Below are 24,977 nucleotides of genomic sequence, written 5' to 3'. Positions count from 1 at the left end.
AGGTCATCCGATGACGACTTCCCTCTTTACCCCGCTGACGCTGCCCAATGGCAGCACCCTGCCCAACCGCATCGCGAAGGCCGCGATGGAGGAGAATCTCGCCGATGCCGGCCAGCTGCCCGGCGACGCGCTGCGGCGCCTCTATGCCGCATGGGGCGCGGGCGGGACGGGGCTGCTGATCACCGGCAACGTGATGGTCGACGCCCGCGCGCTGACGGGCCCGGGCGGCGTCGTGCTGGAGCGGAACACGCCGCTCGAGCCGTTCCGCGCGTGGGCGGCCGCCGCGCGGGCGCACGGTGCGCGCGTGTGGATGCAGATCAACCACCCGGGGCGGCAGGTGATGGCGGCGATGGGCCGGGAGGCGTGGGCGCCGTCCGCCGTGGCGCTCGATCTCGGCAAGCACAGCAAGCTGTTCGCGACGCCGCGCGAAATGACCGCGGCCGAGATCCACGAGGTGATCCAGCGCTTCGCCGATACCGCCGTGGCGGCCGAAGCGGCCGGCTTCGACGGCGTGCAGATCCATGCCGCGCACGGTTACCTGCTGTCGCAATTCCTGTCGCCGCTGACCAACCGCCGCCGCGACGACTGGGGCGGCTCGCTGGAACATCGCGCGCGACTGCTGTTGGCCATCGTGCGCGCGGTGCGCGCGCGTGTCGGCAGGACCTTCGGCGTCGCGGTCAAGCTCAATTCCGCGGATTTCCAGCGCGGCGGCTTCTCCGAGGACGATGCGAAGCAGATCGTGCGCTGGCTCAACGACGAGGCCGTCGATCTCGTCGAGCTGTCCGGCGGCAGCTACGAAAGCCCGGCGATGCAAGGCCGCACCGCGGACGGCCGCACGCTCGCCCGCGAAGCGTATTTCCTGACGTTCGCGCGCGACATCGCCGCCGTCGCGACGATGCCGGTGATGACGACGGGCGGCATACGCCGGCAGGCGGTCGCCGAATCGGTGCTCGCCGAAGGGGTCGCGGTGGTCGGCATGGCCACCGCGCTCGCGTGCGTGCCCGACCTGCCGACTCGCTGGCGCAGCGGCCAGGCGATCGACGCGCCGGGCGTGCATGTCCGGTGGCGCGACAAGGCCGCCGCGGGGCTCGCCACGATGGCGCTCGTCAAGCGCCGCCTGCGCGCGATCGCGGCCGGACGCCGGCCGCGTCGCCGATATTCGGCGGTGTTGACGCTCGTGCTCGACCAGCTGCGCATGCGCAAGCTGACGCAGCGGTATCGACAGTGGAGCCCGGCGCGCGCGTGATGCGCGGCCGGATGCGTCGCGCGGAAGGCAACGCTCACGCGTCCGCGTGCTGCGCGCCCGACCGGGCAATCTCGCGCGGCGTCACGCCGAGCAGCCGGTTCATCCAGCTAGCCAGATGGCTCTGGTGCGCGAACCCGGCCTCGAGCGCGACCTGGCCGACGCTGAGCCGGCCTTCGAGCAGCAGCGCCTTCGCGCGCTCGACGCGCCGCTGCACGACGTAGCGGTGCACGGGCATGCCGAGCGTTTCGCGAAACAGCACCTTGAAATGCGGGACGCTGATGGCCGCCAGCGCGGCAAGTTCGGACAGCGTCAGACGCTGGTCGAGATGATCCTCGATGTAGTCGATCACGCGCGCGGCGGCCTTCGGCGCGAGCGCGTGCCGCCGGCCGCGAAACGACGGCGCGGCGTCGGCAAGCCGCGCGACCAGCGCCGTGCACAGGCTTTCCGCATAGAGCGGATCCGACGCATCGTCCGCCTCCAGCTCGGCGGACAGCGCCCATGCGATGTGCTGCAGCCGCGGATCGCGCACCTGCATGCGGCAGCGGATCTGCGCCTGTGACGGCTTGAGTTCCAGCTGGTCGAAGGTCGCGCGCGCGAACGCGTCGCTGATCGAAATGCGCAGGATCCGGCAGTCGCCGTCGTCGGTCCAGCGGCCGGGGAGCCCGGCGGGAATCACGTCGGCGTCGCCGTGCGCCTGGATGCGCGCCTGCCGGCTGCCGTCGCAAGAACAATTCGCGCGGACCGGCGCGCCGACGTGCACGCCGACGCGGTGGTCGTCGGCCGCCGGAACCCGGTACGTGCCCGCGCGAATGCCGAGCAGCGCCGCGCCGAAGCCTTGCCACCCGCGTTCGGCGCTGGAACGCAGGATCACCGGCACGCCGGCGGCCGGGTGCGCGGCCAGGGTCGCATCGCTCATCGCATCCCCTCTCAAGTCGCGAATCGAATGCGCATTGTGCCGCCGTTTCAGTGCGCGCGCTTGCCGTCGGCGCGTCATGCCCGGCGCCGCCGAAAAGGATCATCCGTTCCTGTTCTCGGCGATCCGGACATGCGCGTCGATGCGCGTGCCGCGCGCTACGATCGGCGCATTCCGACTCTTCCGGAGCTCGCCATGCACGCTTGCTGCTCCCGGCAAACGGCGGCCGCCGCGCTGCGCACGCCTGCCTCACGAACCGGTGCCGGCACCACCATCAGCACCGTGTGCGCAGCAGTCGCCGCGCGCATGCCCGGCATCGCCGCGTGGCGCCGCTTCACGCAGTTGCTGGCCTCGATTCCCGACAGCAACGACGATTTCGGGCTCGTCTGAGCGGCGGGCGCGCTTCAGGCATTCGCTGCGGCGGGCGACCGCGATTCCGTCAGCGCCTGCTGCAGATGCGCTTCGAGGATCGCCATCACGGCCCGCGTCCTCGACGGCACCGGCCGCGCGACCGGATACAGCGCGTGCAGGTCGAACCCGGGCACCGCATGGCCCGGCAGCAGCTCGACGAGCCGCCCGTCCGCCAGCGCGTCGCGGCACACCGGCTCCTGAAGCACGCCGATGCCCGCGCCGCCGAGCAGCATCTCGTACGCCGGGCGCCAATGGCTCGCGCTGAAGACGATATCGATCGGCGCGGGCCGCACCGCGTCCGCCGCCTGCGCGAAATGCAGCAGGCCGTCGGCGAACAGCCCCGCCACGCGTATGAACGGATGCGCGGCGAGATCGGCGGGGCTGTCCGGCGCGCCGTGCGTGTCGACGTAAGAACGCGCGGCAACCAGCACGCGGCGCACATGGCCGAGCCGGCGCGCGACGAAGCCGCCGTCGCGCAACGCGCCGAGCCGCAGCGAAATATCGACGCCTTCGGTCACCGGGTCGATGACGTCGTCGTTCAACACGAGGTCGACGCGCAGGTCGGGGTAGCGTGCGCGCAGCGCGGTCATCGGGGCGGGCAGCACGACCTCGCCGATCCCGTGCGGCGCGGCGATCCGGATGCGCCCGCGCACGGCGTCGCCGCCATGCGTCACCGCGGCCTGCGCTTCGTCCGCCGCGTCGAGCACGACCTTGCTCTTCTGATAGAACCGCGCGCCGTCGTCCGTGCACGACACCGCGCGCGTGCTGCGCAGGAGCAGCCGCACGCCGAGATGGCGCTCGAGCCGCTCGATGCGCTCGCTGACGGCCGGCTGGCCGAGGCCGAGATCCTTCGCGGCTCTCGACAGGTTTCCGCGCTCGACGACCCGCACGAAGATGCGCATCGCAGCTAGCAAGTCCATAGGTTCCCCGGTGATGAAACGGCGCAGGCCGCGCGCGCCCTGCCCGCGCACTATACGCGCTGAGCGCGCCGGCGCTAGTCGTACGCGCGCGCGCCGATGCGCACGGCCGGCGCGCGCCATCGGCGGCCATACAAGGTCATCACGACATAGCTCGCGATGAAGCTCAGGCCGCCCGTCGCCAGCAGGCCGAGCTCGCCCAGCACCGGCAGCAGGTTCGTGAGCACGCCCGTGACGACCCACGCGATCGCCATCACCGAGCCGGCGACACCGAGCGCCCAGCCCTGCCGCCCCTCGTCGACGGCGTCCGAATAGGCCGTGTACATCGTCGTGTACGCGACCATGTCGAAGCAGCCGACCAGCATGCCGAGCCCCCACAGCACGCCTTCGTGCGGGAACAGCGCCGACGCGAGCTGGCCGAGGCCGGCGACGAGCAGCCCCGTCTTCGCGATCTCGACGACGCCCGACGTCCTCAGCATCCGCCGCACGACCACCACGAGCCCGAACACGAAGCACACGCCGATCAGGCCGCTGAACAGGCCGAGCTGCGCGCTCGTGTACTGGAAGCGCGTCTGCAGCACCAGCATGATCGTCTGCAGGTACAGGCCGTAGCCGACCTGCATCAGGAAGAACACGGCCGACAGGCACGCGATGCGGCCGTGCAGCGCGGCCTCGCAGACGATCCGCACCGGCAGCAGCAGGTCGACCCGCGCGCCGCCGGCCGGCGCGAGCGCATCGCGATGACAGCGCAGCACCCACAGCCCGCACGCAACGGACAGCGCGGCGACCAGCAGGAACGGCGTGCCGTAGTTGAAGAACGGCGCGATCGTGCGATCCGAGGTGACGCCGCCGAGCACGGGGCCGACGATCACGCCCGCGCTGAACGCGACCGACATGATGCTCATGTTGACCGCCTTGTTCTCCGGCGTGCTCAAGTCGGCGATCGCGGCCTGCGCGATGCCCTGGCAGCCGGCCATCAGGCCGCTGAGCGCGCGCCCCGCGAGCAGCAGCGCGATGCTCGGCAGCAGCGCGCCGAGCGCCATCAGCAGGTAGCCGAGCGCGAGGCCGAACACGCACAGCAGCAGGATTCTGCGGCGGCCGTAGCCGTCGGACAGCTCGCCCATCAGCGACGAGCCGAAGAACATGAAGAACGGATAGATCCCGTATCCGAGCCCCAGGTAGAAGTTGCGCAGATGCGCGGGCGTATCGGCGCCGATCACGCCCGCGTGCGGGTCGGCGAAGATCGCCGCCATGATCGGATACGCGAGCCCGAAGCCCATCGCGTCGATCGCGATCGCGAGCAGGCAGGGGCCCAGCAGTTTCAGGTTCAGCTTGGACATGAGTGGCCTCGGCAGTGACGTTGCCGTCACCGTAGCCGCCGGCCGTGCGCGCGAGTAGGGGCGGCGAGGCGATCTCAGTCATCGGCGAAACCGATGACCGGCGCCGCGCGCGTCATTTGCGCCGCCGCTCGTGCAACGCGACGGTCGCGCCGTCGATGACGGGCGCGCCCTGCTTGATCAGGAAGTCGCGGAACAGCCCCGTCACCTGCGAGATGCGCCGGTCGGCGAGCGTCACCACCACCCATTCGCGCTCGATCGGGTTGCCGGGATACGGCAGCTGGCCCAGCAGCCCGGTGCGCAGCTCGAGCGCGCAGGCGTGCAGCGACAGGAACGCGACGCCGAGCCCGGCCTCGGCCATCTGCTTGATCGCCTCGTTGCTCGACAGTTCGGAGCCCACATGAAACTTGTGGCCCGACGACTTGAACAGGCTTTCCACGGTGGTGCGCGTGCCGGCGCCGCGCTCGCGCACCAGCAGGTGCGCCGATTCGAGATCCTTCAGCGACACGCGCTTGCGCTGCATCAACGGATGCGCGGGCGACGCGACGAACACCATCGGATGCTTCGCGAACTCGACCGCATGCGTGCGCAGCTCCTTCGGCGGGCTGCCCATCACCGCGAGATCGATTTCATGCGTGGCGAGCATGCGGATGATGTCCTCGCGGTTGCCGACCTTGAAGTACGTCTTCACGTGCGGGCGCGTCGCGGTGAACTTCACCAGCAGCGGCGGGATCAGGTATTCCGCCGTGGTGATCGCGCCGATCCGCAGCGTGCCGCCGAGCTCGCCCGTGAGCGCCGCCACCTCGTCGCCCGCCTCGCTCCACAGATGCAGGATCTCGCGCGCATAGCGGGCGACGATCTCGCCGGCCGCGGTCAGCTCGACGCCGCGCCCCACCCGCTGCAGCAGCGCCGCGCCCACCGCCTGCTCCAGCAGCCGGATCTGCAGCGACACGGCCGGCTGCGTGAGGTTCAGCTCCTCCGCCGCGCGCGACACGCTGCCCAGCCGCGCGACCATGTCCAGCGCCTTCAACTGCCGGAAGGTGGCGGTCTTTCCGATAAGTGAATACATATGAGTCGCTTATAAACATTAAATTGTCTTAGCCGATTCGAAACTATATCGTCGTATCTCGAAATCTGTCATCCGAAACGAAACCCGCGTGGAGCATCCCATGGCCAACACTCTCTCACCCCCCGCAGCGGCGCACGCCACGCGTGCGCCGCGCATCGTGATCGTCGGCGGCGGCGCCGGCGGCCTGCAACTGGCGACGCGCCTCGGCGACACCGTGGGCCGGCGCGGCCTGGCGGAAGTCGTGCTCGTCGACCGGTTTCCGACGCATTTCTGGAAGCCGCTGCTGCACGAAGCGGCGTCCGGCCATCGCGACCCGGCGAGCCACACGATCGAGTATGCGGCGCAGGCGAAGCGCCATGGTTTCCAGTTCGTCCAGGGCGACCTGCAATACGTGGATCGCGCGCAACGCGTCGCGACGATCGGCGCCGTGCTCGACGCCGACGGCTCGGAAATCCTGCCGCAGCGCGACGTGCATTACGACGACCTGGTGCTCGCGGTGGGCAGCGTGACGAATTTCTTCAACGTGCCGGGCGCGGCCCGCCATGCGCTGCCGCTCGAGAACGTCGAGCAGGCCGAGGATTTCCGCAGGAAGTTTCTCGCCGCGTGCGCGAAGGCCGATCATCTCGCGCAACGGCAGCCCGAGCAGCCCGCGCCGCCGGTGTGGATCAACGTGATCGGCGCGGGCGCGACCGGCGTGGAGCTGGCCGCCGCGCTCCGGCACGCGAGCAACCAGCTCGCCGCGTACCGCTTCAAGGCGCTGACGCCCGATCGCGACGTCCGCATTCGCCTGATCGAAGGCGCGCCGCGCGTGCTGCCGGTGCTGGACGAACGGATCTCCGCGCGCACGCAAGCCCAACTGGCGCAGTTGCACGTCGACGTGCTGACCGACACCCGCGTGGCGGAAGTCGGGCCGGACGCGGTCACGACCGCGACGGGCGAGCGGCTCGCGAGCGACATCACGCTGTGGGCCGCGGGCGTGGCCGGCCCGGCGATGCTGCGGCTGATCGGCGGCGTCGCGCTCAACCGCGCGAACCAGGTGATCGTGACCGACACGTTGCAGACGCCGGACGATCCGCACGTGTATGCATTCGGTGACTGCGCGGCGTGCCCGACGGCCGGCGCGCACGGCTTCCTGCCGCCGCGCGCGCAGGTCGCGCACCAGCAGGCCGTGTATCTGAGCCAGGCGTTCGCGCGCCGCCTGGCCGGCAAGCCGGTCGCAGGCTTCACGTTCCACGACGCGGGCACCGTCGTGTCGCTCGGGCAGGCCGGCGCGATGTTCCAGACGGAATTCGGCGTGCGCTCGCGTTCGCTGATCGTCGACGGTCCCGCCGCGAGCGGCTTGTACAAGTTCCTCTATCGCAAGCACCTGTTCAGCGTGCACGGCGTGACGCGCGCACTGCTGCAGGCACTCGGCCACTGGCTGCAAAGCCGCAACCAGCCGTCGATCAAGCTGCATTGAGCCACACGCATGCGACGCATGCGCGGCGCGCATGCGTCGCATATCGCGCCCGCGCGGCCCGATATGCGCACCGATCCTGTGCGGGATGCCGATGTCCGTGCACCATGATCGACGCTCGAACGAACGTATTAGCGGAATCCTATGAATCGGCTAAAAAGATTAATTGGTTCTGTATTCCGTTTCGAAGCTAAGGTGTGGCTTTCCCGTCAGCGGGCGGATCGTCACTTCCTTGGAGAGGACATTCCCGTGGTCATCGAAGCCATCGTCACCAGACTCGACGCAGCGTTTGAACAGATCGAAGCAACGCCGGACTCGCGGGAATCACAGCAGCAGCGCGAGACGATCAAGCAGTGGCTCGACCACGCTTCGGCGCAGGGCTACCGCCTCGGCCTCGTCACGACGTTGCCCGCGTCGCGGCTCAGCGCGATGTTCGAGGGGCAGTTCGGCTCGGCGAGCCTCGACCGCTTCTCGGTGGTCGTCGCGGATGCGCGCCAGGCGCCCGTCGGCGCAAGCCAGCATCCGTTCGACGTCGCGCTGCAGGCGCTCGGCGTGCCGCGCGAATGCGCGGCGGTGGTGGCCAGCAGCGAGCCGGAACGCCGGGAGGCCGAGGTTTACGGTATGTCCCGCAGCGTGCGGATCGCCGACGTCGCGCGCACGGCCGCGCCGCTGGGTCATTGCTGAACGGAAGGAAACAGGCCGCCCGCCGCACCGGCGCGTGCGCACCGCGCGCTTGACACGCGCAGAACGGCCGGCCGTATGATGCGAATTTGCATCATGCCGGGGGCCACATGAATTGGGACGACGCACGCGTTTTCGTCGCGCTGCATCGGGAACGCACGTTACGCGCCGCCGCGCGCGCACTCGACATCGACCAGGCCACCGTGGGCCGCAGGCTCGCCGCGCTCGAGCACGCGCTCGGCGCGACGCTGTTCCTGCGCACGTCGAACGGCTATGCGCTGACGCCCGTCGGCAAGATCGCGATTCGCGCGGCCGAGGCCATGGAGCAATCCGCGCACGATCTCGTGCGTCATGCGCAAGGCGTGGACAAGCGGCTCGCCGGTGAGGTGAAGCTGTCGACCACCGACGCGCTCGCGCAGGAATTCGTGATGCCCGCGATCGAGCGCCTGCATGCGAAGCATCCGGACGTGTCGGTGATGCTCGACACGACCACGCAAGTCCTCAACCTCGCGAAGCGCGAAGCCGACATCGCGATCCGCACCGTAAAGCCGCGCAATCCGGACCTGCTCGCCCGCCGTCTCGCGAGCTGGGAAACGGGGCTGTTCGCGTCGCGCGACTACGTGCGGCGCCACGGCGAACCGGTGCCGGGCGAGCGGTTCGCCGGGCACGATCTCGTCGTGTACCAGCCGCACCTCGCGAAGATGGCCGTGCCCGCCTTCGTCGGCGAGCCGCTGGCGGGCGGCCGCATCGTCGCGCGGCTGAACACCAACCTGACGCTGCGTGCGGCGATGAAGGCCGGGCTCGGCATCTGCGAGATACCGGTGCCGATGGGCGAACGCGACGGCCTCGTGCGGATCTGGCCCGACCGTTCGGGCGATGCGCGATACGAGATCTGGCTCGTCACGCATCAGGACCTGCGGCACACCGCGCGGATTCGCGTGACGATCGACGAGATCGTCGCCGCGTTCGGCGGATAGCGGCCGGCCCCTGCGCGTCACTCGCTCGCCGGCACGCGCGACACGACGCGCTTCAGCACCCAGCGAATCGACGAGCCGTCGGCCGGCGGCTGCGCAACCTTGTATTCGTCGATCTGTAGTTCGTAGCGGAAGCCCGGCTTGAAGTCGAAGCCTTCGATGCCCGCGTACCACAGGCTCCATGCGCCGTCCGGGTGGTCGCGCACCTGCAGGCACTCCATCGGCGCGACGCCGACGCAGCGCGCCGTCTTCGGCGCGACGTAGACGGTTTTCGTGACCGGTTGGCCGTCCGCCGGACCGGTGGTGGATGCCTGCACGTTGCCTCCGCGGGTTTCACAAGCGGCGAGTGCGGCGGCACCGGCCAGCGTAGCCGTCAGCGTGATCGCGCGAATAATTCGATTCATTCGACTCTCTACCTTGCGGTTTGAAAAGGCATCTGACTGCGCGCCTGCGCGCAGGTTCCGGTACGGAGGCAGCCGAACTTCAGCTCGAGCCATCGACGACTATTGCTGCGAGAGCATCAGGTTCAGGTTCTGAACCGCGGCACCGGATGCGCCTTTGCCAAGATTGTCGAAAACCGCGGACAGCAGGACGTGCCCGTGCTCCATGTTGGGAAATACGCTCAAGCGCATGTCGTTCGTACCATTCAGCGCTTGCGGATCAAGGTGCTTCAAGGCGCACGATTCGTCCAGCGGCAAGACATGGACGTGGGCCGCCTCGGCATAGTGGCGTGCAAGGCATGCGTGTAACGTGGCGCCGTCCACATCGGGCGCCAGCAGCCGCAACGCCAGAGGCACCGTCAGCACGATGCCCTGGCAGAACGCGCCATACGCGGGGACGAAGACGGGACGCTGCGCGAGGCACGCGTGCTGCTGGATTTCCGGGGGGTGCTTGTGCGCGAGTTCCAGACCATAAACCTGGTATGCAGGCGCGTTGACGGCACCCTGCCGCTCATGTTCCTCCACGCCGGCACGCCCGCGTCCGGAGTAGCCGGATACCGCATGAATGCTCACCGGGTAGTTGTCCGGTATAAGCCCGGCTTGCAACAGAGGGCGCAGCAAGCCGATTGCACCGGTCGGATAGCAACCGGGATTGGTAACCCGTCGTGCGTTCGCAATGCGTTCGGCCTGTCCCGCCGTCATTTCCGGAAAGCCGTATGTCCAGTCCGCATGCGTGCGGTGGGCGGAGCTTGCGTCGATGACTCTGACGGCAGGATTGACGATGAAGTCCACGGCCTCGCGCGCGGCGGCATCGGGCAAACAGAGGATGGCAATGTCGCAGGCGTTGATGGCTTCTGCGCGACGCCGCGGATCTTTGCGTTCTGCAGCGGCAAGCGTGACCAGTCTGAGGTCGGTCCGGTTGCGCAGCCGTTCGTGTATCTGCAACCCGGTGGTGCCCTGGTCGCCATCGATGAAAACAACGGGAGAGCTCATACGTGGAATACTCCGCTGACTTCAGGTTGTAATGGATAGAACGAGCCCCTATGTTCAACGGGCCGCCAGAATAGAGAAAGTTGAATTTCATAACGGATATATTCAGTTTTTCTGAATCGGGACGCCGACATGCGAGAGATCAGCCTGGACCGCTTGCGCACTCTGGTCGCCATTGCCGACCGTGGCTCGTTTGCCGATGCAGCGCGTGCATTGCACCTCGCGCCGCCAACGGTCAGCCTCCACATCGCTGAACTCGAAGGCCGCATTGGGGCGCCACTCCTGTCACGCAAGCGAGGACATGTCAGGCCGTCGGCGATAGGCGAGGTGCTGGTGGAGCGCGCGCGTCGACTGCTGGCCGATGCGGAGCGGGCGTTGGACGACGTCGAACGCCAGGTGCAGGGGCTCGGAGGGCGCGTGCGGCTCGGTGCATCTACCGGCGCTATCGCACACCTGTTGCCGCAAGCGCTCGAGGTGCTGCGCCAGCACCATCCCGGTATCGACGTTCAGGTGGCAGTCCTCACTTCACATGAAACGCTGTCCCGACTGGCGGATGGAACGCTGGATGTCGGGCTGGTCGCACTGCCTCAGCCTCCGGTGGCCGGACTCGCGATAAAGCCTTGGCGCCGCGACCCCGTGATGGCCTTCGTGCCGGCGCATTGGCGGTGTCCGGCCCGCGTCACGCCTGAATGGCTCGCCGCCCAACCGCTCATTCTCAACGACACGACCACGCGTCTCTCGCGTCTGACTACGGAGTGGTTCGCGGCCGGTGGGCACCATCCTGCGCCGCGCATTCAGCTCAACTACAACGACGCAATCAAGAGCCTGGTAGCGGCAGGTTACGGCGCCGCGCTGTTGCCTCATGAGGCCGCTACGCCATTACCCGACGAGCGCATCGTCATGCGTCCGCTGCGCCCGGCGTTGTGGCGTCGGCTCGGCATCGCCCATCGCGCGGGGCACATCGAGCGTTCCACAAAACACGTACTCGATGTGTTGTGGGATCTGCGATTGGCGTAGGCGCCGCCATTTTCCGCTTTGGTTCATGCTCGCCGGGACCCGCCTTTTTGCACGCCACGACGAACGAATGGCCGGTTTGTTGATATTGACTGACCAGGCCGGGTCGAACGGCAGCATCCACGAAAATCCGCGAAGAGTCCAAAAAAAGCCCGGAAACCGAAGCTCCCGGGCCAGGAGACCACCAACGATGATGATGGCGGAGGAAACAACGCCGTTGTCGATGCCGCTCAGATCGCCCAGCCGCCCAGATAGAACACGACGAGCACGACCGCGATCGCGACGGTGCCGACGTTGAGCTTGCGCACCTCGCCGCTCGCGATGCGCCCGATCACGAGCGTCGAGAAGCCGAGCATGATGCCCGTCACGATGTTGGCGGTCAGCACGATGAACACCGCGCACACCAGGCCGGACATCGCGTCGACCATGTCGTCCATGTGCAGCTTGCTCACGCTGCCCAGCATCAGCAGCCCGACGTACATCAGCGCCGGCGCGGTCGCATACGACGGCACGAGCCCCGCGAGCGGCGAGAAGAACATCACGACCAGGAACAGCAGGCCGACCACCGCGGCCGCGAGGCCCGACTTCGCGCCGGCCGCGACGCCGACGCTCGACTCGATGTAGGCCGCCGCCGGCGCGCCGCCGAGAAAGCCGGAGAAGATCGAGCTCACCGAATCCGCAGTGAGCGCGCGGCCGCCGTTGATGATGCGGCCGTTCTCGTCGAGCAGGCCCGCCTGCCCCGCGACCGCGCGGATCGTGCCGGTCGCGTCGAACACGGCGGTCATCACGAGCGCCAGCACGCTCGGCAGCACCGCGAGCGACAGCGCGCCCCTGATGTCCATCGCGCCGATCAGCGACGCGTGGCCCGGCGCGCTCAGCGAAGGCAGCGCGAACACGCCGCGGAACTTCACGCCCGGATCGAACGCGAGGCCGAACACCGAGATCGCGATCACGACCAGCAGGATGCCGCCCGGCACGCGGCGCTTTTCCAGCCCGAAGATCGCGGCGAGGCCGATCACCGACATGATCACCGGCAGCGCGGTGATCTGGCCGAGCGACACCGGCAGGCCGGCGCCCGGGTTCTTGACGACGAGGCCGACGTCGTTCGACGCGATCAGCAGCAGGAACAGGCCGATGCCGATCCCCGTGCCGTGCGCGACGCCCGCGGGCAGGTTGCGCAGGATCCACGAGCGCACGCCGGTCACCGAAATGCCGGTGAACACGAGCCCCATCAGGAACACCGCGCCGAGCGCGACCGTGGGCGGCAGGCCCTTGCCGAGCACGAGGCCGAACGCGGTGAACGCGGTCAGCGAGATCGCGCAGCCGATCGCGATCGGCAGCCTGGCCCACAGGCCCATCAGCAGCGAGCCGAACGCGGTCGTCAGGCAGACGGCGACGAACACGGCGCTCGTGTCGAAGCCGGCCTTGCCGAACATGCCGGGCACGACGAACACCGAATAGACCATCGCCAGGAACGTGGTGATACCCGCGACGATTTCGCGGCGCTGCGTGCTGCCCCGCGCGGAAATGCCGAAGTATCGATCGACGACGCCCTTGGCGCCGAACTCTGCTTCCGCGCCGACGCCGGCGACCGGCTGCACCGGGGTATCACTCATGAGCTTGCTCCTTTATCAGCATGCTGAAACGGCCGCCGTGGGCCGTCGTCAGGTTTGTCTCGTATCTAATCTAATGGTGGGTTCGGCAACGTCGTGGGGACGGGCGAGCCGTTGTGCGTCTCGGCGCTTCGGGGGCGTCGGCGGAAGGGGTACGCGCCGTGCGGCGCGCTTGCCTGCGAGCCCCGTCATCTGCATTTGCCGTAGCGAAGGGTAGGCGAACAGAACATCGCGTCCCATTGGGCGACGAGCATGCAGCGCATGTCGGCGCGCTTATATCGGCGTGAAACGGGGCTTCGTCGCCGCGGAACGCGTGTATACGCCTAGTGCGATTCCGTTAAGGCGACTATTCGAGTGCGGGATCGGTCGGACGAAATCCGGCGCGCGGGCGATCGAAGCTTACGATTGCCGTACGCACGCGCCCGCCTGGCGGCGCTCGTCGATGCGCGGTTTCCCCCGCCCCCGCTTGCTAGAATTCGCCGCCTGGGCATCGACGGCGAGCGTACGTTTTGACGGATTTCGAGCAGGGTTTCATCCTCACCCGCCACTGGCGGGACACCGCAAGCGGCGTCGACATCGAGTTCTGGCTGGCAACCGAACGCGGTCCGCGCCTGGTGCGGCTGCGCCCGCAGGAATCGGTCGCGTTCATCCCCGCCGCGCAGCGCGACGCCGCCGAGCGCGCGCTGGCCGGCGAAAGCGACGCCGAGCTGCGTCCGCTCGCACTGCGCGACTTCCGGCAGCGCCCGGTGGTGGGCCTCTATTGCCGGCGCTATCGCCATCTGGCCGCGCTGCAGAAGCGCCTCGCCCGGGCCGGCGTCGACGTGTACGAAGCCGACGTGCTGCCGCCCGAGCGCTACATGATGGAGCGCTTCATCACCGCGCCGGTGCGGTTCCGCGGCGTGCCGGCCGGCGACGGCGCGCTCGCCGACGGCGAACTGAAGGCCGAAGCCGGCTACCGGCCCGCGCTGCGCTGCGTGTCGCTCGACATCGAGACCAGTGCGCATAGCGAGCTGTATTCGATCGCGCTCGAAGGCTGCGGGCAGCGCCAGGTGTTCATGCTCGGCCCGGCCACCGGCAACGCGAACGGCCCCGACCCCGATTTCGACCTCGCCTACTGCGACAGCCGGCCCGCGCTGCTCGCGCGGCTGAACGACTGGTTCGAGCAGCACGACCCCGACGTGATCATCGGCTGGAACCTGATCCAGTTCGACCTGCGCGTGCTGCTCGCGCACGCGGAGCAATATCGCGTGCCGCTGCGGCTCGGGCGCGGCGGCAGCGAACTCGAAGGGCGCGCGCACAGCCAGCACCCCGACCATTTCTTCGCCGCAGCGCCCGGCCGGCTGCTGATCGACGGCATCGACGCGCTGAAATCCGCGACCTGGACCTTCCCGTCGTTCAGCCTCGAAGCCGTCGCGCAGGCGCTGCTCGGCGAGGGCAAGTCGATCGACAACCCGTACCAGCGGATGGACGAGATCCAGCGCCGCTTCGAGCACGACAAGCCCGCGCTCGCGCGCTACAACCTGAAGGACTGCGAGCTCGTCACGCGCATCTTCGCCAAGGCGGACCTGCTGTCGTTCATGCTCGAACGCGCGAGCGTCACGGGCCTCGCCGCCGATCGCACGGGCGGCTCGGTCGCGGCCTTCACGCACCTGTACCTGCCGCGCATGCACCGGCTCGGCTACGTCGCGCCGAACCTCGGCGACGTGACCGGGCAGACGAGCCCCGGCGGCTTCGTGATGGATTCGCGGCCCGGCCTCTACGATTCGGTGCTCGTGTTCGACTACAAGAGCCTGTACCCGTCGATCATCCGCACGTTCCTGATCGACCCGGTCGGGCTGATCGAAGGCCTCGCCGATCCCGGCGACGACGCGTCCGTGCCGGGTTTTCTCGGCGCGCGCTTCTCGCGCACGCGCCATTGCCTGCCGGACATCGTGCGGCGCGTATGGGACGGCCGCGAGCTCGCGAAGCGCCAGCGCAACGCGCCGCTGTCGCAGGCGCTGAAGATCATCATGAACGCGTTCTACGGCGTGCTCGGCTCCACCGGCTGCCGCTTCTTCGATCCGCGGCTCGCGTCGTCGATCACGATGCGCGGCCACGAGATCATGCACCGCACGCGCGAGCTGATCGAGGCGCAGGGCTACGAGGTGATCTACGGCGACACCGATTCGACCTTCGTCTGGCTGAAGGGCCCGCACGACGACGAAGCGGCCGCGCGCATCGGGCGCGCGCTCGTCGAGCACGTGAACCGCTGGTGGCAGACGCAGCTGCGCGAGCGCTTCGGGCTCGACAGCGCGCTCGAGCTGCAGTACGAGCGGCACTATCGCCGCTTCCTGATGCCGACCGTGCGCGGCGCGGACGAAGGCAGCAAGAAGCGCTACGCGGGCCTCGCGCAAGCCGCGGACGGCGGCGAAGACGTCGTGTTCAAGGGCCTCGAGACGGTCCGCACCGACTGGACCCCGCTCGCGCAGCAATTCCAGCGCGAACTGTACCGGCGCGTGTTCAAGCGGGAGCCGTACCAGGATTTCATCCGCGACTATGTGCGCCGCACGCTCGCCGGCGAACTCGACGAACTGCTGATCTATCGCAAGCGCGTGCGCCGGCCGCTCAGCGAGTACCAGCGCAACGTGCCGCCGCACGTGCGCGCGGCGCGCCTCGCCGATGCGTTCAACGACGCGCACGGGCGGCCGCTGCAATACCAGCGCGGCGGCTGGATCAGCTACATGATGACGACGGCCGGCCCGGAGCCGCTCGAGGCGCTGCGCGCGCCGATCGACTATGCGTTCTACGTGAGCCGCCAGCTGCAGCCCGTCGCCGACGCGATCCTGCCGTTCCTGCGCGACGATTTCGAATCGGTCGTATCGGGGCAGGGGCGGCTGTTTCAGGGATAGCGTGCCGCGCCGCGCGTCACTGCTTCCACGGCGGCGGCGCGGCGGACAGCGTCGCGTTGCGCTCGGCCAGCGTGCGGATCAGCCCGTCGACGCCTTTCTGCTGGATCTCCTCGCGGAACTGGTGCCGGTAGATCTGCACGAGCCACACGCCCATCACGTTCAGGTCGTACACCCGCCAGCCGGCCGGCGAACGATACAGGCGGTAGTCGATCGCGACGGGCTCGCCGTTGTACATCGCGAGCGTCTTCACGACGATGTCGGTCTGGTCGGCCGTCTCGCGCAGCGGCGGATAGCGGAATTCCTGGTTGGGCGTCACGAGCCCGAGCGCGCCCGAATAGGTGTGGATCAGCAATTGCTCGAATTGTTTCGCGAGCGCGTCCTGTTGCTCGGGCGTCGCCTTCTGCCAGAACGGGCCCATCGCGAGCCGCGTGGTGCGCCGCAGATCCGTATAGGGCAGGATGTCGCGGTTGACGATTTCCCGGATGCGGGCCGTATCGCCCGGCTCTATCGCGCGCGAGCGGATTTCTTCCTGGATCTCCCGCGTGACGGAGCGGATCAGCGTCTGCGCGCTGGACTTGTCGTCGATTTCGGCGCGCGCCGTGTCGCAGCGGGCGGGCGTCGGCAGGGCGATGAGCGGCACGGCCAGAACCAGGGCCATGGCAACGGCGGCGATTCGCGTACGTTTGATCATTTCGATTCCGACGGAGTGCAGGCCTCAACGAGGATACTCAAAATGAGGTCCCAATGTAAGCGCATCGCCGTCAACAATGCTGCGCATGGTTCGGCGCGGGCCAGTTCAAGTCCCACGGCGGAACCGGGCGGAACGCGTCGACGAGTGCGTCGACCACCACCCGCACCTTCGGCGCGAGATTGCGCGAGCGCGGCCACAGCGCGGTGATCGGCACGTCCTCGACGGGCGCGCCGAGCGGCACCACGTCGAGCGTGCCGTCGCGCACGTCGTCGATCGCGAGCCACGTCGCCAGGCACGCGAGCCCCATGCCGCTGCGCGCCGCATCGCGCAATGCCTCGCCGTGCCCGATCGTGTAGCGCGGGCGCACCGGCCGCTCGCCTGCGCCCGACGCGGCGTCCGCATGCGGCCACGGCAGCGGCTGCCCGTCCTTCCCGAATGCGAGGCAGTCGTGGTCGCGCAGCGCGTCGAACGACGCGGGCACGCCGCGCCGCCGCAGGTAGTCCGGCGACGCGCAGATCACCAGCCGCTGCATGCACAGCTGCCGCCCGACGAGGCTCGCGTGATCGCCCGGATCGCCGATGCGTATCGCGAGATCGACGCCCTCCTCGACGAGGTCGACGCGGCGGTCCGTGAACGAAATGTTCATGTCGAGATCGGCTTGCGCACGCGCAATCTCCGCCAGCACCGGCACGACGCACAAGCGCCCGAACGAGATCGGCAGGTTGATCCGCACCGTGCCCGACACGCGGCGCATGCTCGACGCCAGCAGCGTCTCCGCCGCGCTCAGCTCCTCGAGCACCTTGCGGCAACTGTCGTAGTACGCGAGCCCTTCGGCCGTCATGCCGAGGCTGCGGGTCGTGCGATTGAGCAGCCGCACGCCGAGCCGGGCCTCGAGCCGCGCGACGCTCTTGCCGGTCACCGACTTCGACACGCCCATGCGCGCGGCGGCCGCGGTGAAGCTGCCGGTTTCGACGGAATGCACGAAGGCGGCGATGCCTTGCAGATGCGAATGGAGGTTCGAAGTCACGGGATTGGCGACGAATCGGCGGAAGTCATGCGCAAAGATATCGCAACACGCGCGAACGCGTCGTCCATAAGATCGGTCGCTCCCTTCCGCAACGAGAACCTTCATGAACACGACGATGAAACAATGGCAGTTGCCGGCGTTCGGCTTGCCGCACCTCGAACTCGCCGACGTGCCGGTGCCCCGGCCGGGGCCGCGCGAGCTGCTGGTGCGCGTCGGCGCCGTGTCGCTCAACTATCGCGACGCGCTCGTGGTCAACGGCGCATTGCTGCCCGACCTGCCGGCCATGCCGTTCGTGCCGTGCTCGGATATGGCCGGCGAAGTCGTGGCCGTCGGCGCGGACGTCACGCGCTTTGCCGTCGGCGATCGCGTGCTCGGCCATTTCTGGACGCAATGGATCGACAGCGACCCGCCGCCCGAGATGACGCGGCACGGCCTGTCGCTGGGCGGCCCGCTGCCCGGCGTGCTCGCCGAATACGTGACGCTCGGCGAGCAGGCCGCCGTGCGCGCGCCCGCGTCGCTCGACGATGCCGCGGCGTCGACGCTGCCGATCGCGGCGCTGACCGCCTGGTTCGCGCTCGTCGAGACGGGCGGCGTGCAATCGGGCCAGACCGTGCTGGTGCAGGGCACCGGCGGCGTCGCGCTGTTCGGGCTGCAGATCGCGCGGGCGTTCGGCGCGCGCGTGATCGTCACGTCGCGCGATGCCGGGAAAGCGGCGCGCGCGATGGCGCTGGGCGCCGATGCGTCGATCGACACATCGGACACGCGCGACTGGGCGGAGGCGGCCCTCCGGCTGACCGGCGGGCGCGGCGTCGATCACGTGCTGGAACTCGTCGGCGGCGCGAACCTGCGCCAGTCCGCGACGGCCGTCGCGCCGGGCGGGCGCATCGCGCAGATCGGCTTTCTCGACAGCGACGATCTCGTGCTGCCCGCGCTTCCGCTGATGCTGAAGCGGGCGGTCGTCCAGGGCATTTCGGTCGGGCACCGCCGTGCGTTCGAACAGATGAACCGCGCATTCGACGAACACGGCATCCGGCCCGTCGTCGAGCACGTCCATGCGTTCGACGATGCGCCGGCCGCGTTCGCGCATCTCGAACGCGGCCCGTTCGGCAAGGTCGTGATCACAGTGGCGTGAGCGATGCTCGTCGGCGGCGTTCAAGAACGCCGCGTCGGCAACGCGTCGAGCCCCGCCGCACCCGCCGCATCGCCCGTCGCGGCGGCCGCGTCGCCGTCCGCGATCTCGTCGAGCGCGCGGTTGTTGGTGCGCGGCCCGAACACGCCGATCGACAGCATCACGATCAGCATGCTGCCGCCGATCAGCGCGAACACCGCCGACACGCCCGCGCGCTCGAGCAGCAGCGCGACGATGAAACTGCTCGCGATGCCCGTCAGGCGGCCGATCGAATGCACGAAGCCGAGCGCGCGCCCGCGAATCTCGGTCGGGAACACTTCCGACTGGTAGGCCGTCCCGTTGCTCGCGAGCACCGTGTTCGACAGCGTGACCAGCACGCCGAACGCGATCACGAACGCCGCCTGCGACGCCATCGCGAACGCGGTGCCGAACAGCGCGACGCCGAACGCGGCGGCGACGATCAGCCACTTGCGCTCGATGCGGTCCGCGAACAGGCCGGCGACGAACGGCGACACCGGATACGCGAACGCGATCACGAACGCATACCAGAGGCTCTTCGTGACGGTCGCGCCCTGCGCGGCGAGCAGCGTCGGCAGCCACTGGCTGAAGCCGAAGAAGCCGATGCTCAGGAACGCGTTGAACGCGATCAGCATCGCCGTGCGGCCGCGATGCCGCGCATCCCACATCGACGGCGCGCGCTGCGCGCGCGGCGGCGCGGCGGCCGGCGCCCGCACGGCCGGCAGCGGCCGGCCCGATTCGCGCGCCACCGCCTGCTCGAGCCGATGCAGCACGGCCTCGGCCTCGGCTTCGCGGCCGGCGAGCACGAGCCAGCGCGGCGATTCCGGCAGCCGCGACTGCAGCCACCACACCACCACCGCGCCGCTGCCGCCGAGCAGCACGACCCAGCGCCAGCCGGACAGCCCGAGCGGATCGCGCGGCACCCACAGCCACGACACCAGCGCGAGCACCGGCATCGCCAGGTAGCCGACCGCGAAGCACACCGCGAACGCGCGGCCGCGCACCGCCTTCGGCACCAGCTCGGTCAGGAACGCGCCGATCGTGATCAGCTCCGCGCCCACGCCGCAGCCGGCGATGAACCGGCACACGAGAATGCCGAGCGCGCTCGACTGCACGCACATCGCGAGGCTCGCGGCCGTATAGAGCAGCAGCGCGCCGGTGAACACCGCGCGCCGCCCGTAGCGATCGGCGAGGCGCGACACGAACATCTCGCCGATGAACAGCCCGGCGAACGTCGCCGCGCCGAGCGCGCCCTGGTCCGACATGCCGAGCACGCCGTGCGCGCCGGTGTGAAAGATGCCGTCTCGGATCAGCCCGGGCGGCAGGTAGGTCATCTGGAACAGGTCGTAGACCTCGAAGAACCCGCCGACGCTCAGGAACAGCACGAGCTTCCAGATGCTGGCCGTCGCGGGCAGCCGGTCGATGCGCGCGGCGATCGACGCCGCAGGGGTATGGGACATGACGTTTCCTCGATGAGCCGCCGGCGCGTCGCATGTATCGCGTGCATCGCGCGCGGCGGCGACGTTCACACGGTGGCGACCGGGTTGACGGGCGAGCCGACCAGCCCGCGCAGGTGCAGCGGCGGCGCGGTCAGCAGGAAGCGGTTGCGCCGGTGCGCGCGCAGCCAGTCGGCGAGCGGCGTCAGGTGCCACAGCTCGCCGAGATGGATGCCGAGCTTGAACAGGCACAGCTCGTGCAGCGGCATCAGCGCGCCGGGCTGCGCGAGCGGCGGCGCATTGTGCGGGCGCTCCTCGACCGCGTGGTTGTCGGCCGCGAGCGCGGCCAGGCCCGATTCGGCGATCCACTCCAGCAGCTGCGCATCGTCGCCGTCGAGCACGCAGCACGCGTGCGGCGCGCCCTGCTCGCCCGATTCGCCGCGCGCGGCAGCCTCGAGCAGCCGGTCGGCGAACCCCGTGTGCACGCACACGATGTCGCCGCGCTCGACCGTCACGTCGTCCGCGCGCAGCACGGCCACCCACTCGGCATAGCCGATCTTGCGCCGTTCGTCGCCGAAGTGGCGGCGCAGGTCGACCAGCACGCCGCGCCCCTGCACGCCCGTGCGCGCCATCACCTCGATGCCGAGCGCGTGCGCGCCGCCCTGCGGCGCACCGGCTTCGGGCACGCGGATGTGCTCGCCCATCCGGTAGCCGTTGTAGAACACGCGCTGCGGGTCGCCGCCGCCGTCCGCGTCGAACAGCGCGCCGACGTGCGACAGCGCATCCCACTGCGTCGAGAACTGCGAATGCATGCAGAACGCGTCGTCGCATACCACATCGGTTGCGTTCGCAACCTGTTCGTCCGCGCGGTAGCCGAAGTACGGCTTGTCGCCCAGCAGTGCCGGCATGATCGCCGGCGGCCGGCGCCGCGCGTTCAGCCCGCCGCCGCGCGGCACGTCGAGCGGCAGGCTCAGCGAGAACACGCGGCCTTCGCGCACTTCCGCGACGCCGCGCAGCACGGCGTCGGGCGTCAGCCAGTTCAACCGCCCCTTCTGGTCGTCCGGGCCGAAATCCCCCCAGTTCGAGCCGGGCGGCCGATGGGTCCAGCGTGGCTTCATGGGTGTCTCCTCCATGCGATGTCCAATGCGTGCGGGCCGGCGCGCGCAGCCGTCTGTCGCGGCCGCGTCGCGCGACGCCGCGCCTATTGCGAACGAATCACGCCGAGCCCGGCGAGCCGCTCGTATTCGTGTTCGCCGAGCAGCGGCAGCAGGATCTCGCGGTTGTGCTCGCCGAGCGCGGGCGCGGGCCGGCGGAACGTGCCGGGCGTGGCCGACAGGCGCGGCGTGATGTTGTGCATCGGCAGGCTGCCGACGTCGTCGTCGGGCAGCTCGACCAGCGCCTCGCGCTCGATCACGTAATGGTCCGCGACGATCTGCGCGATGTCGTGGATCGGCCCGGCCGTCACGCCCGCTTCCTCGAAGAACGCGAGGTTGGCATCGAGATCGCGCGCGCCGATGAACGCGCCGACGATCGCGTCGAGCGCCTCCGCGTGCTGCACGCGCTGCACGTTGGTCGCGTAGCGCGGATCGTCGATCAGGTCCGCGCGGCCGATCGCGTGGAACAGCCGCTCGGCCATCGCCTGCGTCGAGCTCGACAGGCACAGCCACTTGCCGTCGCGGGTGCGATACGCGTTGCGCGGCGCGGTGTTCGACGAGCGGCTGCCGGTGCGCGCCTTCACCTGGCCGGTCAGCGCGTAGTTCGCCGCGGCCGGCCCGAGGATCGACAGCAGCGGCTCGAACAGCGACACGTCGATCACCTGCCCGGCCACGCCTTGCGCGTCGCGCGCATGCAGCGCGACCAGCACCGCGATCGCGCCGGACAGCCCGGCCGTCATGTCGCCGAGGAACATCGGCGGCAGCACCGGCTCGCGGTCGGCGAAGCCGTTGATCGCCGCGAAGCCCGCATACCCTTCCGCGAGCGTGCCGAAGCCCGGCTTGTGGCGAAACGGCCCGGTCTGCCCCCAGCCGGAGATGCGCGCGATCACGAGCTGCGGACGGATCGCGAGCAGCGCGTCCGGGCCGAGCCCCATCTTCTCGGCGACGCCCGGCTTGAAGCTTTCGACGAACACGTCCGCATCGCGCACCAGCCCCCGCACGATGTCGAGGCCTTCCGGCGCGCGCAGGTCGACGCACACGCTGCGCTTGTTGCGCCCGTACACCTTCCAGTTGGTGCTGACCCCGCCCGCGCCGACCGCGCGCAGCGTGTCGCCGCGCTCGCTCTCGACCTTCACGACGTCCGCGCCGAAATCGGCGAGCTGCACGCTCAGCATGTTGCCCGCCATCAGGCGCGACAGGTCGACCACGCGCACGCCCGCCAGCGGCCCGCGCGCGCCGGCGTCGAACGACTTCGGATGGATCGGGCCGGTAGGCGCGCGACGGCGCGCGCCGGCCGCGTCGGCGGCCTGCGTATCGGGAACGAACATGCGTGTCTCCTGGTGGGTGTGGGTGTCGTTCGGGGCGGAGTGCGCGCGCCGCGCGCCGGCGCTATTCGAGCAGCGCGCCGAGCTGGTCGGCCGCGCGGAACGCGCCGCCGGTTGCGGGCAGGTCGCCGCCCAGCGCGTGCGTCAGCTCGGCGGCGGCCGCCTGCACGCGCGGCAGGTAGTCGGCGAGCACCTTCTTGTTGAAGCGGTAGCGCGGCACGCCGAGCGAGATCGCGCCGCTCAGCACGCGGCCGACGCCGAACGCCGGACACGCGATCGCCGCGCTCTCCGGGTCGCGCTCGGCGATCGACACCGCATAGCCCTGCTCGGCCGTCTTTTCGTAATCGCCGCCGCGCGTGCCGGAGAACGCGAGCAGCACGCGCCCGGCCGCGCCGACGTCGAGCGGAAAGCGGTCGCCCTCGCGCAAATGCGTGCGCACCGAACGCTGCGCCTGGATGCGGAACAGGCACACGCGCTGGTCGCCTTCGCGCACGTAGAACGCGGCCGTCTCGCCGGTGTCCGCCGACAGCGTCGACAGGATCGGCATCACGTACTCGCGCAGCTGGAACGACTCGCGGTACATCATGCCGAGCTGGAACACGGCCGGCCCCAGCACGTAGCGCCCGTCGGGCAGCCGCTTGATGAAGCGGAACTGCTCGAGCGATTCGAACATCCGCAGCAGCGTGCTCATGTTCAGGCCCGTCTCCTCGCTCACCTGCGCGAGCATCAGCCCGCCCGGCGCGCTGCCGAACGCGAGCAGCGCCGTGAGTGCGCGATTGACCGCGGCCACGCCGCCTTCCGCCGGATTGCCTGTCTCCACCTTGCTCATATGCACCTCTGGCGATGCCGTGCCGCCCCTCCCGCGAGGCGCCGGCCGGCATCTTGAAAAATGAAAGTCACTTTCATTATACGCAGAACGTCGATGACATCAACATGAATTCGATCGGCTTCGGCGCTTCATCTTCTTTCAAAGTCCCTTGAATCTAGGCGTTAACGATAATCTTGACGAATGGGGGCATCCATCACAAAAATGAAAGTGACTTTCATTTTTACGAGAACAACGATGAATTCGTCGCCGCAACCTGTCTGGCGCTCGCTGCTCTACGTGCCCGCCCACGTCCCCCGTTTCGTCGCGAAGGCGGCCGCCAGCGACGCCGATGCGCTGATCCTCGATCTCGAGGACAGCGTGCCGCCCGAGCACAAGCAGGCGGCCCGCGACGCGCTCGCCGACGCGGTGCCGATGCTGCGCGCCGCCGGCCGCGACGTGCTGGTGCGCGCGAACGGCCCGCTCGACCTGCTCGTGCCGGACCTGCGCGCGGCCGTGCGGGCCGGCGCGCACGGCGTCGTGCTGCCGAAGGTGCGCGGCGGCTCGCACGTCGAGGCGATCGACGAGCTGCTGGGCACGCTCGAGGAAGGCGCTGGCGCGACTCCCGGCGGCACGCGGATCGTCGCGATCGTCGAGACGCCGCAGGCGTTCCAGGCGATGGACCGGATCGCGCGCGCGTCGCCGCGGGTCGTCGCGATGATGCTCGGCGGCGGCGACTTCGCGCTGCACTGCGAGAGCGACGCCGGCGCCGACGTGCTGCGCGTGCCGAAGCAATTGCTGATCATCGCCGCGCGGGCCGCCGGCATCCTGCCGCTCGGCCTGATCGGTGGCCTCGACGAGCTGCGCGACCTCGACGCGTTCGAGCGCATCGCGCGCGCGTCCGCGGCGCTCGGCTATGCGGGCGCGACCTGCATTCACCCGCTGCAGGTCGATGCGCTGAACCGCGCGTTCCGGCCCGACGACGACGTGGTACGCGACGCGCGCGCGGTGCTGGCCGCATACGAGGACGCCCGCGACAGCGGGCGCGGCGCGCTGCGCGTCGACGGCCGGATGGTCGACGCGCCGGGCGTCGCGCGCGCAAAGCGCGTGCTCGCGCGCCACGCGGCCGTGCAGGCGCGCGCGCGCTGAGCGTGCACGGTTACGCCGCGATGCACCCGTCCGCCCGCGCCGCCCCGCTCCGTTCGCGCCACCGCGCGCCGGGCCGCTCGTTCGCCACCCGGCCCGGATAGCGGCGACCCCGCAGCACCGCCGTGCCGCCCGACCCGCACGGCGCATCAATCAAAAAAACCACCCCAAAGGAGAATTGAAATGAACGCGTCCCACCCGTGAATGTGAGTGCGGAGGAAGAGGTGGATCCTCACGGGCCAACGGCATCGATGTGCCCAGGTGGAAAATGCACGCATTTCCCGGCAACCGGAGGAT

General features: G+C 69.5%; 22 protein-coding genes. 9 read left to right on the top strand and 13 right to left on the bottom strand.

Annotation, left to right across the window (positions count from 1 at the left end; genetic code table 11):
• The first annotated feature begins 10 nt into the window (after window positions 1-10).
• A complete protein-coding gene (locus HWY45_RS27820) occupies window positions 11-1,246 on the top strand; it encodes an NADH:flavin oxidoreductase/NADH oxidase family protein (protein ID WP_059883620.1) in 1,236 nt (411 codons plus the stop codon).
• 34 nt (window positions 1,247-1,280) lie between these two features.
• On the opposite strand, the gene HWY45_RS27815 is transcribed toward HWY45_RS27820, so the two are convergent.
• The gene (locus tag HWY45_RS27815) at window positions 1,281-2,162 is read right to left on the bottom strand and encodes a helix-turn-helix domain-containing protein (RefSeq protein WP_059883621.1); all 882 of its coding nucleotides are present in this window, start codon (window positions 2,160-2,162) and stop codon (window positions 1,281-1,283) included.
• A gap of 129 nt (window positions 2,163-2,291) precedes the next feature.
• Here HWY45_RS27815 and HWY45_RS27810 point away from each other — a divergent pair, with 129 nt between their 5' ends.
• Complete coding sequence (locus HWY45_RS27810; protein ID WP_059883622.1) at window positions 2,292-2,549, top strand: hypothetical protein; 258 nt, start codon at window positions 2,292-2,294, stop codon at window positions 2,547-2,549.
• Window positions 2,550-2,563: 14 nt separating this feature from the next.
• Here the strand turns inward: HWY45_RS27810 and HWY45_RS27805 are convergent, their stop codons facing one another.
• The 3 genes from HWY45_RS27805 to HWY45_RS27795 all read right to left on the bottom strand — a co-directional run bounded on the left by HWY45_RS27805 (window position 2,564) and on the right by HWY45_RS27795 (window position 5,893).
• Window positions 2,564-3,490, bottom strand: coding sequence for a LysR family transcriptional regulator (locus tag HWY45_RS27805; RefSeq protein WP_059883623.1), 927 nt, complete (start codon window positions 3,488-3,490; stop codon window positions 2,564-2,566).
• 74 nt (window positions 3,491-3,564) lie between these two features.
• Window positions 3,565-4,827: an MFS transporter gene (locus HWY45_RS27800; protein WP_059883624.1), complete on the bottom strand. Its 1,263-nt coding sequence runs from the start codon at window positions 4,825-4,827 to the stop codon at window positions 3,565-3,567.
• A 112-nt stretch (window positions 4,828-4,939) separates the two neighbouring features.
• Window positions 4,940-5,893, bottom strand: coding sequence for a LysR family transcriptional regulator (locus HWY45_RS27795; protein ID WP_059808996.1), 954 nt, complete (start codon window positions 5,891-5,893; stop codon window positions 4,940-4,942).
• 100 nt (window positions 5,894-5,993) lie between these two features.
• Between HWY45_RS27795 and HWY45_RS27790 the strand changes: the two genes are divergently transcribed.
• The 3 genes from HWY45_RS27790 (at window position 5,994) to HWY45_RS27780 (ending at window position 9,007) form a co-directional block, all read left to right on the top strand.
• Window positions 5,994-7,352 (top strand): NAD(P)/FAD-dependent oxidoreductase, encoded by a 1,359-nt coding sequence (locus HWY45_RS27790; RefSeq protein ID WP_059883625.1) that lies wholly within the window; start codon window positions 5,994-5,996, stop codon window positions 7,350-7,352.
• Window positions 7,353-7,598: 246 nt separating this feature from the next.
• Window positions 7,599-8,033, top strand: coding sequence for a hypothetical protein (locus tag HWY45_RS27785; RefSeq protein WP_059883626.1), 435 nt, complete (start codon window positions 7,599-7,601; stop codon window positions 8,031-8,033).
• Between the two features lie 107 nt (window positions 8,034-8,140).
• Window positions 8,141-9,007, top strand: coding sequence for a LysR family transcriptional regulator (locus tag HWY45_RS27780; protein ID WP_059564343.1), 867 nt, complete (start codon window positions 8,141-8,143; stop codon window positions 9,005-9,007).
• Window positions 9,008-9,024: 17 nt separating this feature from the next.
• Here the strand turns inward: HWY45_RS27780 and HWY45_RS27775 are convergent, their stop codons facing one another.
• Window positions 9,025-9,408 (bottom strand): DUF4377 domain-containing protein, encoded by a 384-nt coding sequence (locus HWY45_RS27775; protein ID WP_059883627.1) that lies wholly within the window; start codon window positions 9,406-9,408, stop codon window positions 9,025-9,027.
• A gap of 99 nt (window positions 9,409-9,507) precedes the next feature.
• Window positions 9,508-10,437, bottom strand: coding sequence for an N-acetyl-gamma-glutamyl-phosphate reductase (argC, locus tag HWY45_RS27770; protein WP_059883628.1), 930 nt, complete (start codon window positions 10,435-10,437; stop codon window positions 9,508-9,510).
• A 129-nt stretch (window positions 10,438-10,566) separates the two neighbouring features.
• Between argC and HWY45_RS27765 the strand changes: the two genes are divergently transcribed.
• Window positions 10,567-11,451 (top strand): LysR family transcriptional regulator, encoded by an 885-nt coding sequence (locus HWY45_RS27765; RefSeq protein WP_059883629.1) that lies wholly within the window; start codon window positions 10,567-10,569, stop codon window positions 11,449-11,451.
• Between the two features lie 227 nt (window positions 11,452-11,678).
• Here HWY45_RS27765 and HWY45_RS27760 read toward each other — a convergent pair whose 3' ends face one another.
• The gene (locus HWY45_RS27760) at window positions 11,679-13,064 is read right to left on the bottom strand and encodes an NCS2 family permease (protein ID WP_059883630.1); all 1,386 of its coding nucleotides are present in this window, start codon (window positions 13,062-13,064) and stop codon (window positions 11,679-11,681) included.
• Between the two features lie 506 nt (window positions 13,065-13,570).
• On the opposite strand from HWY45_RS27760, the gene HWY45_RS27755 reads away from it, so the two are divergent.
• Entirely contained in the window at window positions 13,571-15,949 is a 2,379-nt protein-coding gene (locus HWY45_RS27755) for a DNA polymerase II (protein WP_059883631.1), read from the top strand.
• A 16-nt stretch (window positions 15,950-15,965) separates the two neighbouring features.
• On the opposite strand, the gene HWY45_RS27750 is transcribed toward HWY45_RS27755, so the two are convergent.
• Window positions 15,966-16,607, bottom strand: a complete 642-nt coding sequence (locus HWY45_RS27750) for an MlaC/ttg2D family ABC transporter substrate-binding protein (protein WP_059883632.1) — start codon at window positions 16,605-16,607, stop codon at window positions 15,966-15,968.
• Window positions 16,608-16,710: 103 nt separating this feature from the next.
• Complete coding sequence (locus HWY45_RS27745; RefSeq protein ID WP_059883633.1) at window positions 16,711-17,667, bottom strand: LysR family transcriptional regulator; 957 nt, start codon at window positions 17,665-17,667, stop codon at window positions 16,711-16,713.
• Window positions 17,668-17,770: 103 nt separating this feature from the next.
• Here HWY45_RS27745 and HWY45_RS27740 point away from each other — a divergent pair, with 103 nt between their 5' ends.
• Window positions 17,771-18,799 (top strand): zinc-dependent alcohol dehydrogenase family protein, encoded by a 1,029-nt coding sequence (locus HWY45_RS27740; RefSeq protein WP_059883634.1) that lies wholly within the window; start codon window positions 17,771-17,773, stop codon window positions 18,797-18,799.
• Window positions 18,800-18,819: 20 nt separating this feature from the next.
• Here HWY45_RS27740 and HWY45_RS27735 read toward each other — a convergent pair whose 3' ends face one another.
• The 4 genes from HWY45_RS27735 to HWY45_RS27720 all read right to left on the bottom strand — a co-directional run bounded on the left by HWY45_RS27735 (window position 18,820) and on the right by HWY45_RS27720 (window position 23,558).
• Window positions 18,820-20,274: an MFS transporter gene (locus tag HWY45_RS27735; RefSeq protein ID WP_063895650.1), complete on the bottom strand. Its 1,455-nt coding sequence runs from the start codon at window positions 20,272-20,274 to the stop codon at window positions 18,820-18,822.
• 65 nt (window positions 20,275-20,339) lie between these two features.
• On the bottom strand, window positions 20,340-21,368 hold the full coding sequence (locus tag HWY45_RS27730) for a cyclase family protein (RefSeq protein ID WP_081069834.1): 1,029 nt from the start codon (window positions 21,366-21,368) through the stop codon (window positions 20,340-20,342).
• 83 nt (window positions 21,369-21,451) lie between these two features.
• Window positions 21,452-22,732, bottom strand: a complete 1,281-nt coding sequence (locus HWY45_RS27725) for a CaiB/BaiF CoA transferase family protein (RefSeq protein WP_059809130.1) — start codon at window positions 22,730-22,732, stop codon at window positions 21,452-21,454.
• Between the two features lie 61 nt (window positions 22,733-22,793).
• Window positions 22,794-23,558: an IclR family transcriptional regulator gene (locus HWY45_RS27720; protein WP_059809029.1), complete on the bottom strand. Its 765-nt coding sequence runs from the start codon at window positions 23,556-23,558 to the stop codon at window positions 22,794-22,796.
• Window positions 23,559-23,792: 234 nt separating this feature from the next.
• Between HWY45_RS27720 and HWY45_RS27715 the strand changes: the two genes are divergently transcribed.
• Window positions 23,793-24,683: an HpcH/HpaI aldolase/citrate lyase family protein gene (locus HWY45_RS27715; protein ID WP_059883636.1), complete on the top strand. Its 891-nt coding sequence runs from the start codon at window positions 23,793-23,795 to the stop codon at window positions 24,681-24,683.
• Window positions 24,684-24,977: the final 294 nt, after the last annotated feature.

This window comes from Burkholderia stagnalis (assembly GCF_902830275.1).
Lineage (GTDB): Bacteria > Pseudomonadota > Gammaproteobacteria > Burkholderiales > Burkholderiaceae > Burkholderia > Burkholderia stagnalis.
Note: the sequence above shows the minus strand (reverse complement) of the source record. Positions and strands in the feature narration are given on the sequence as shown.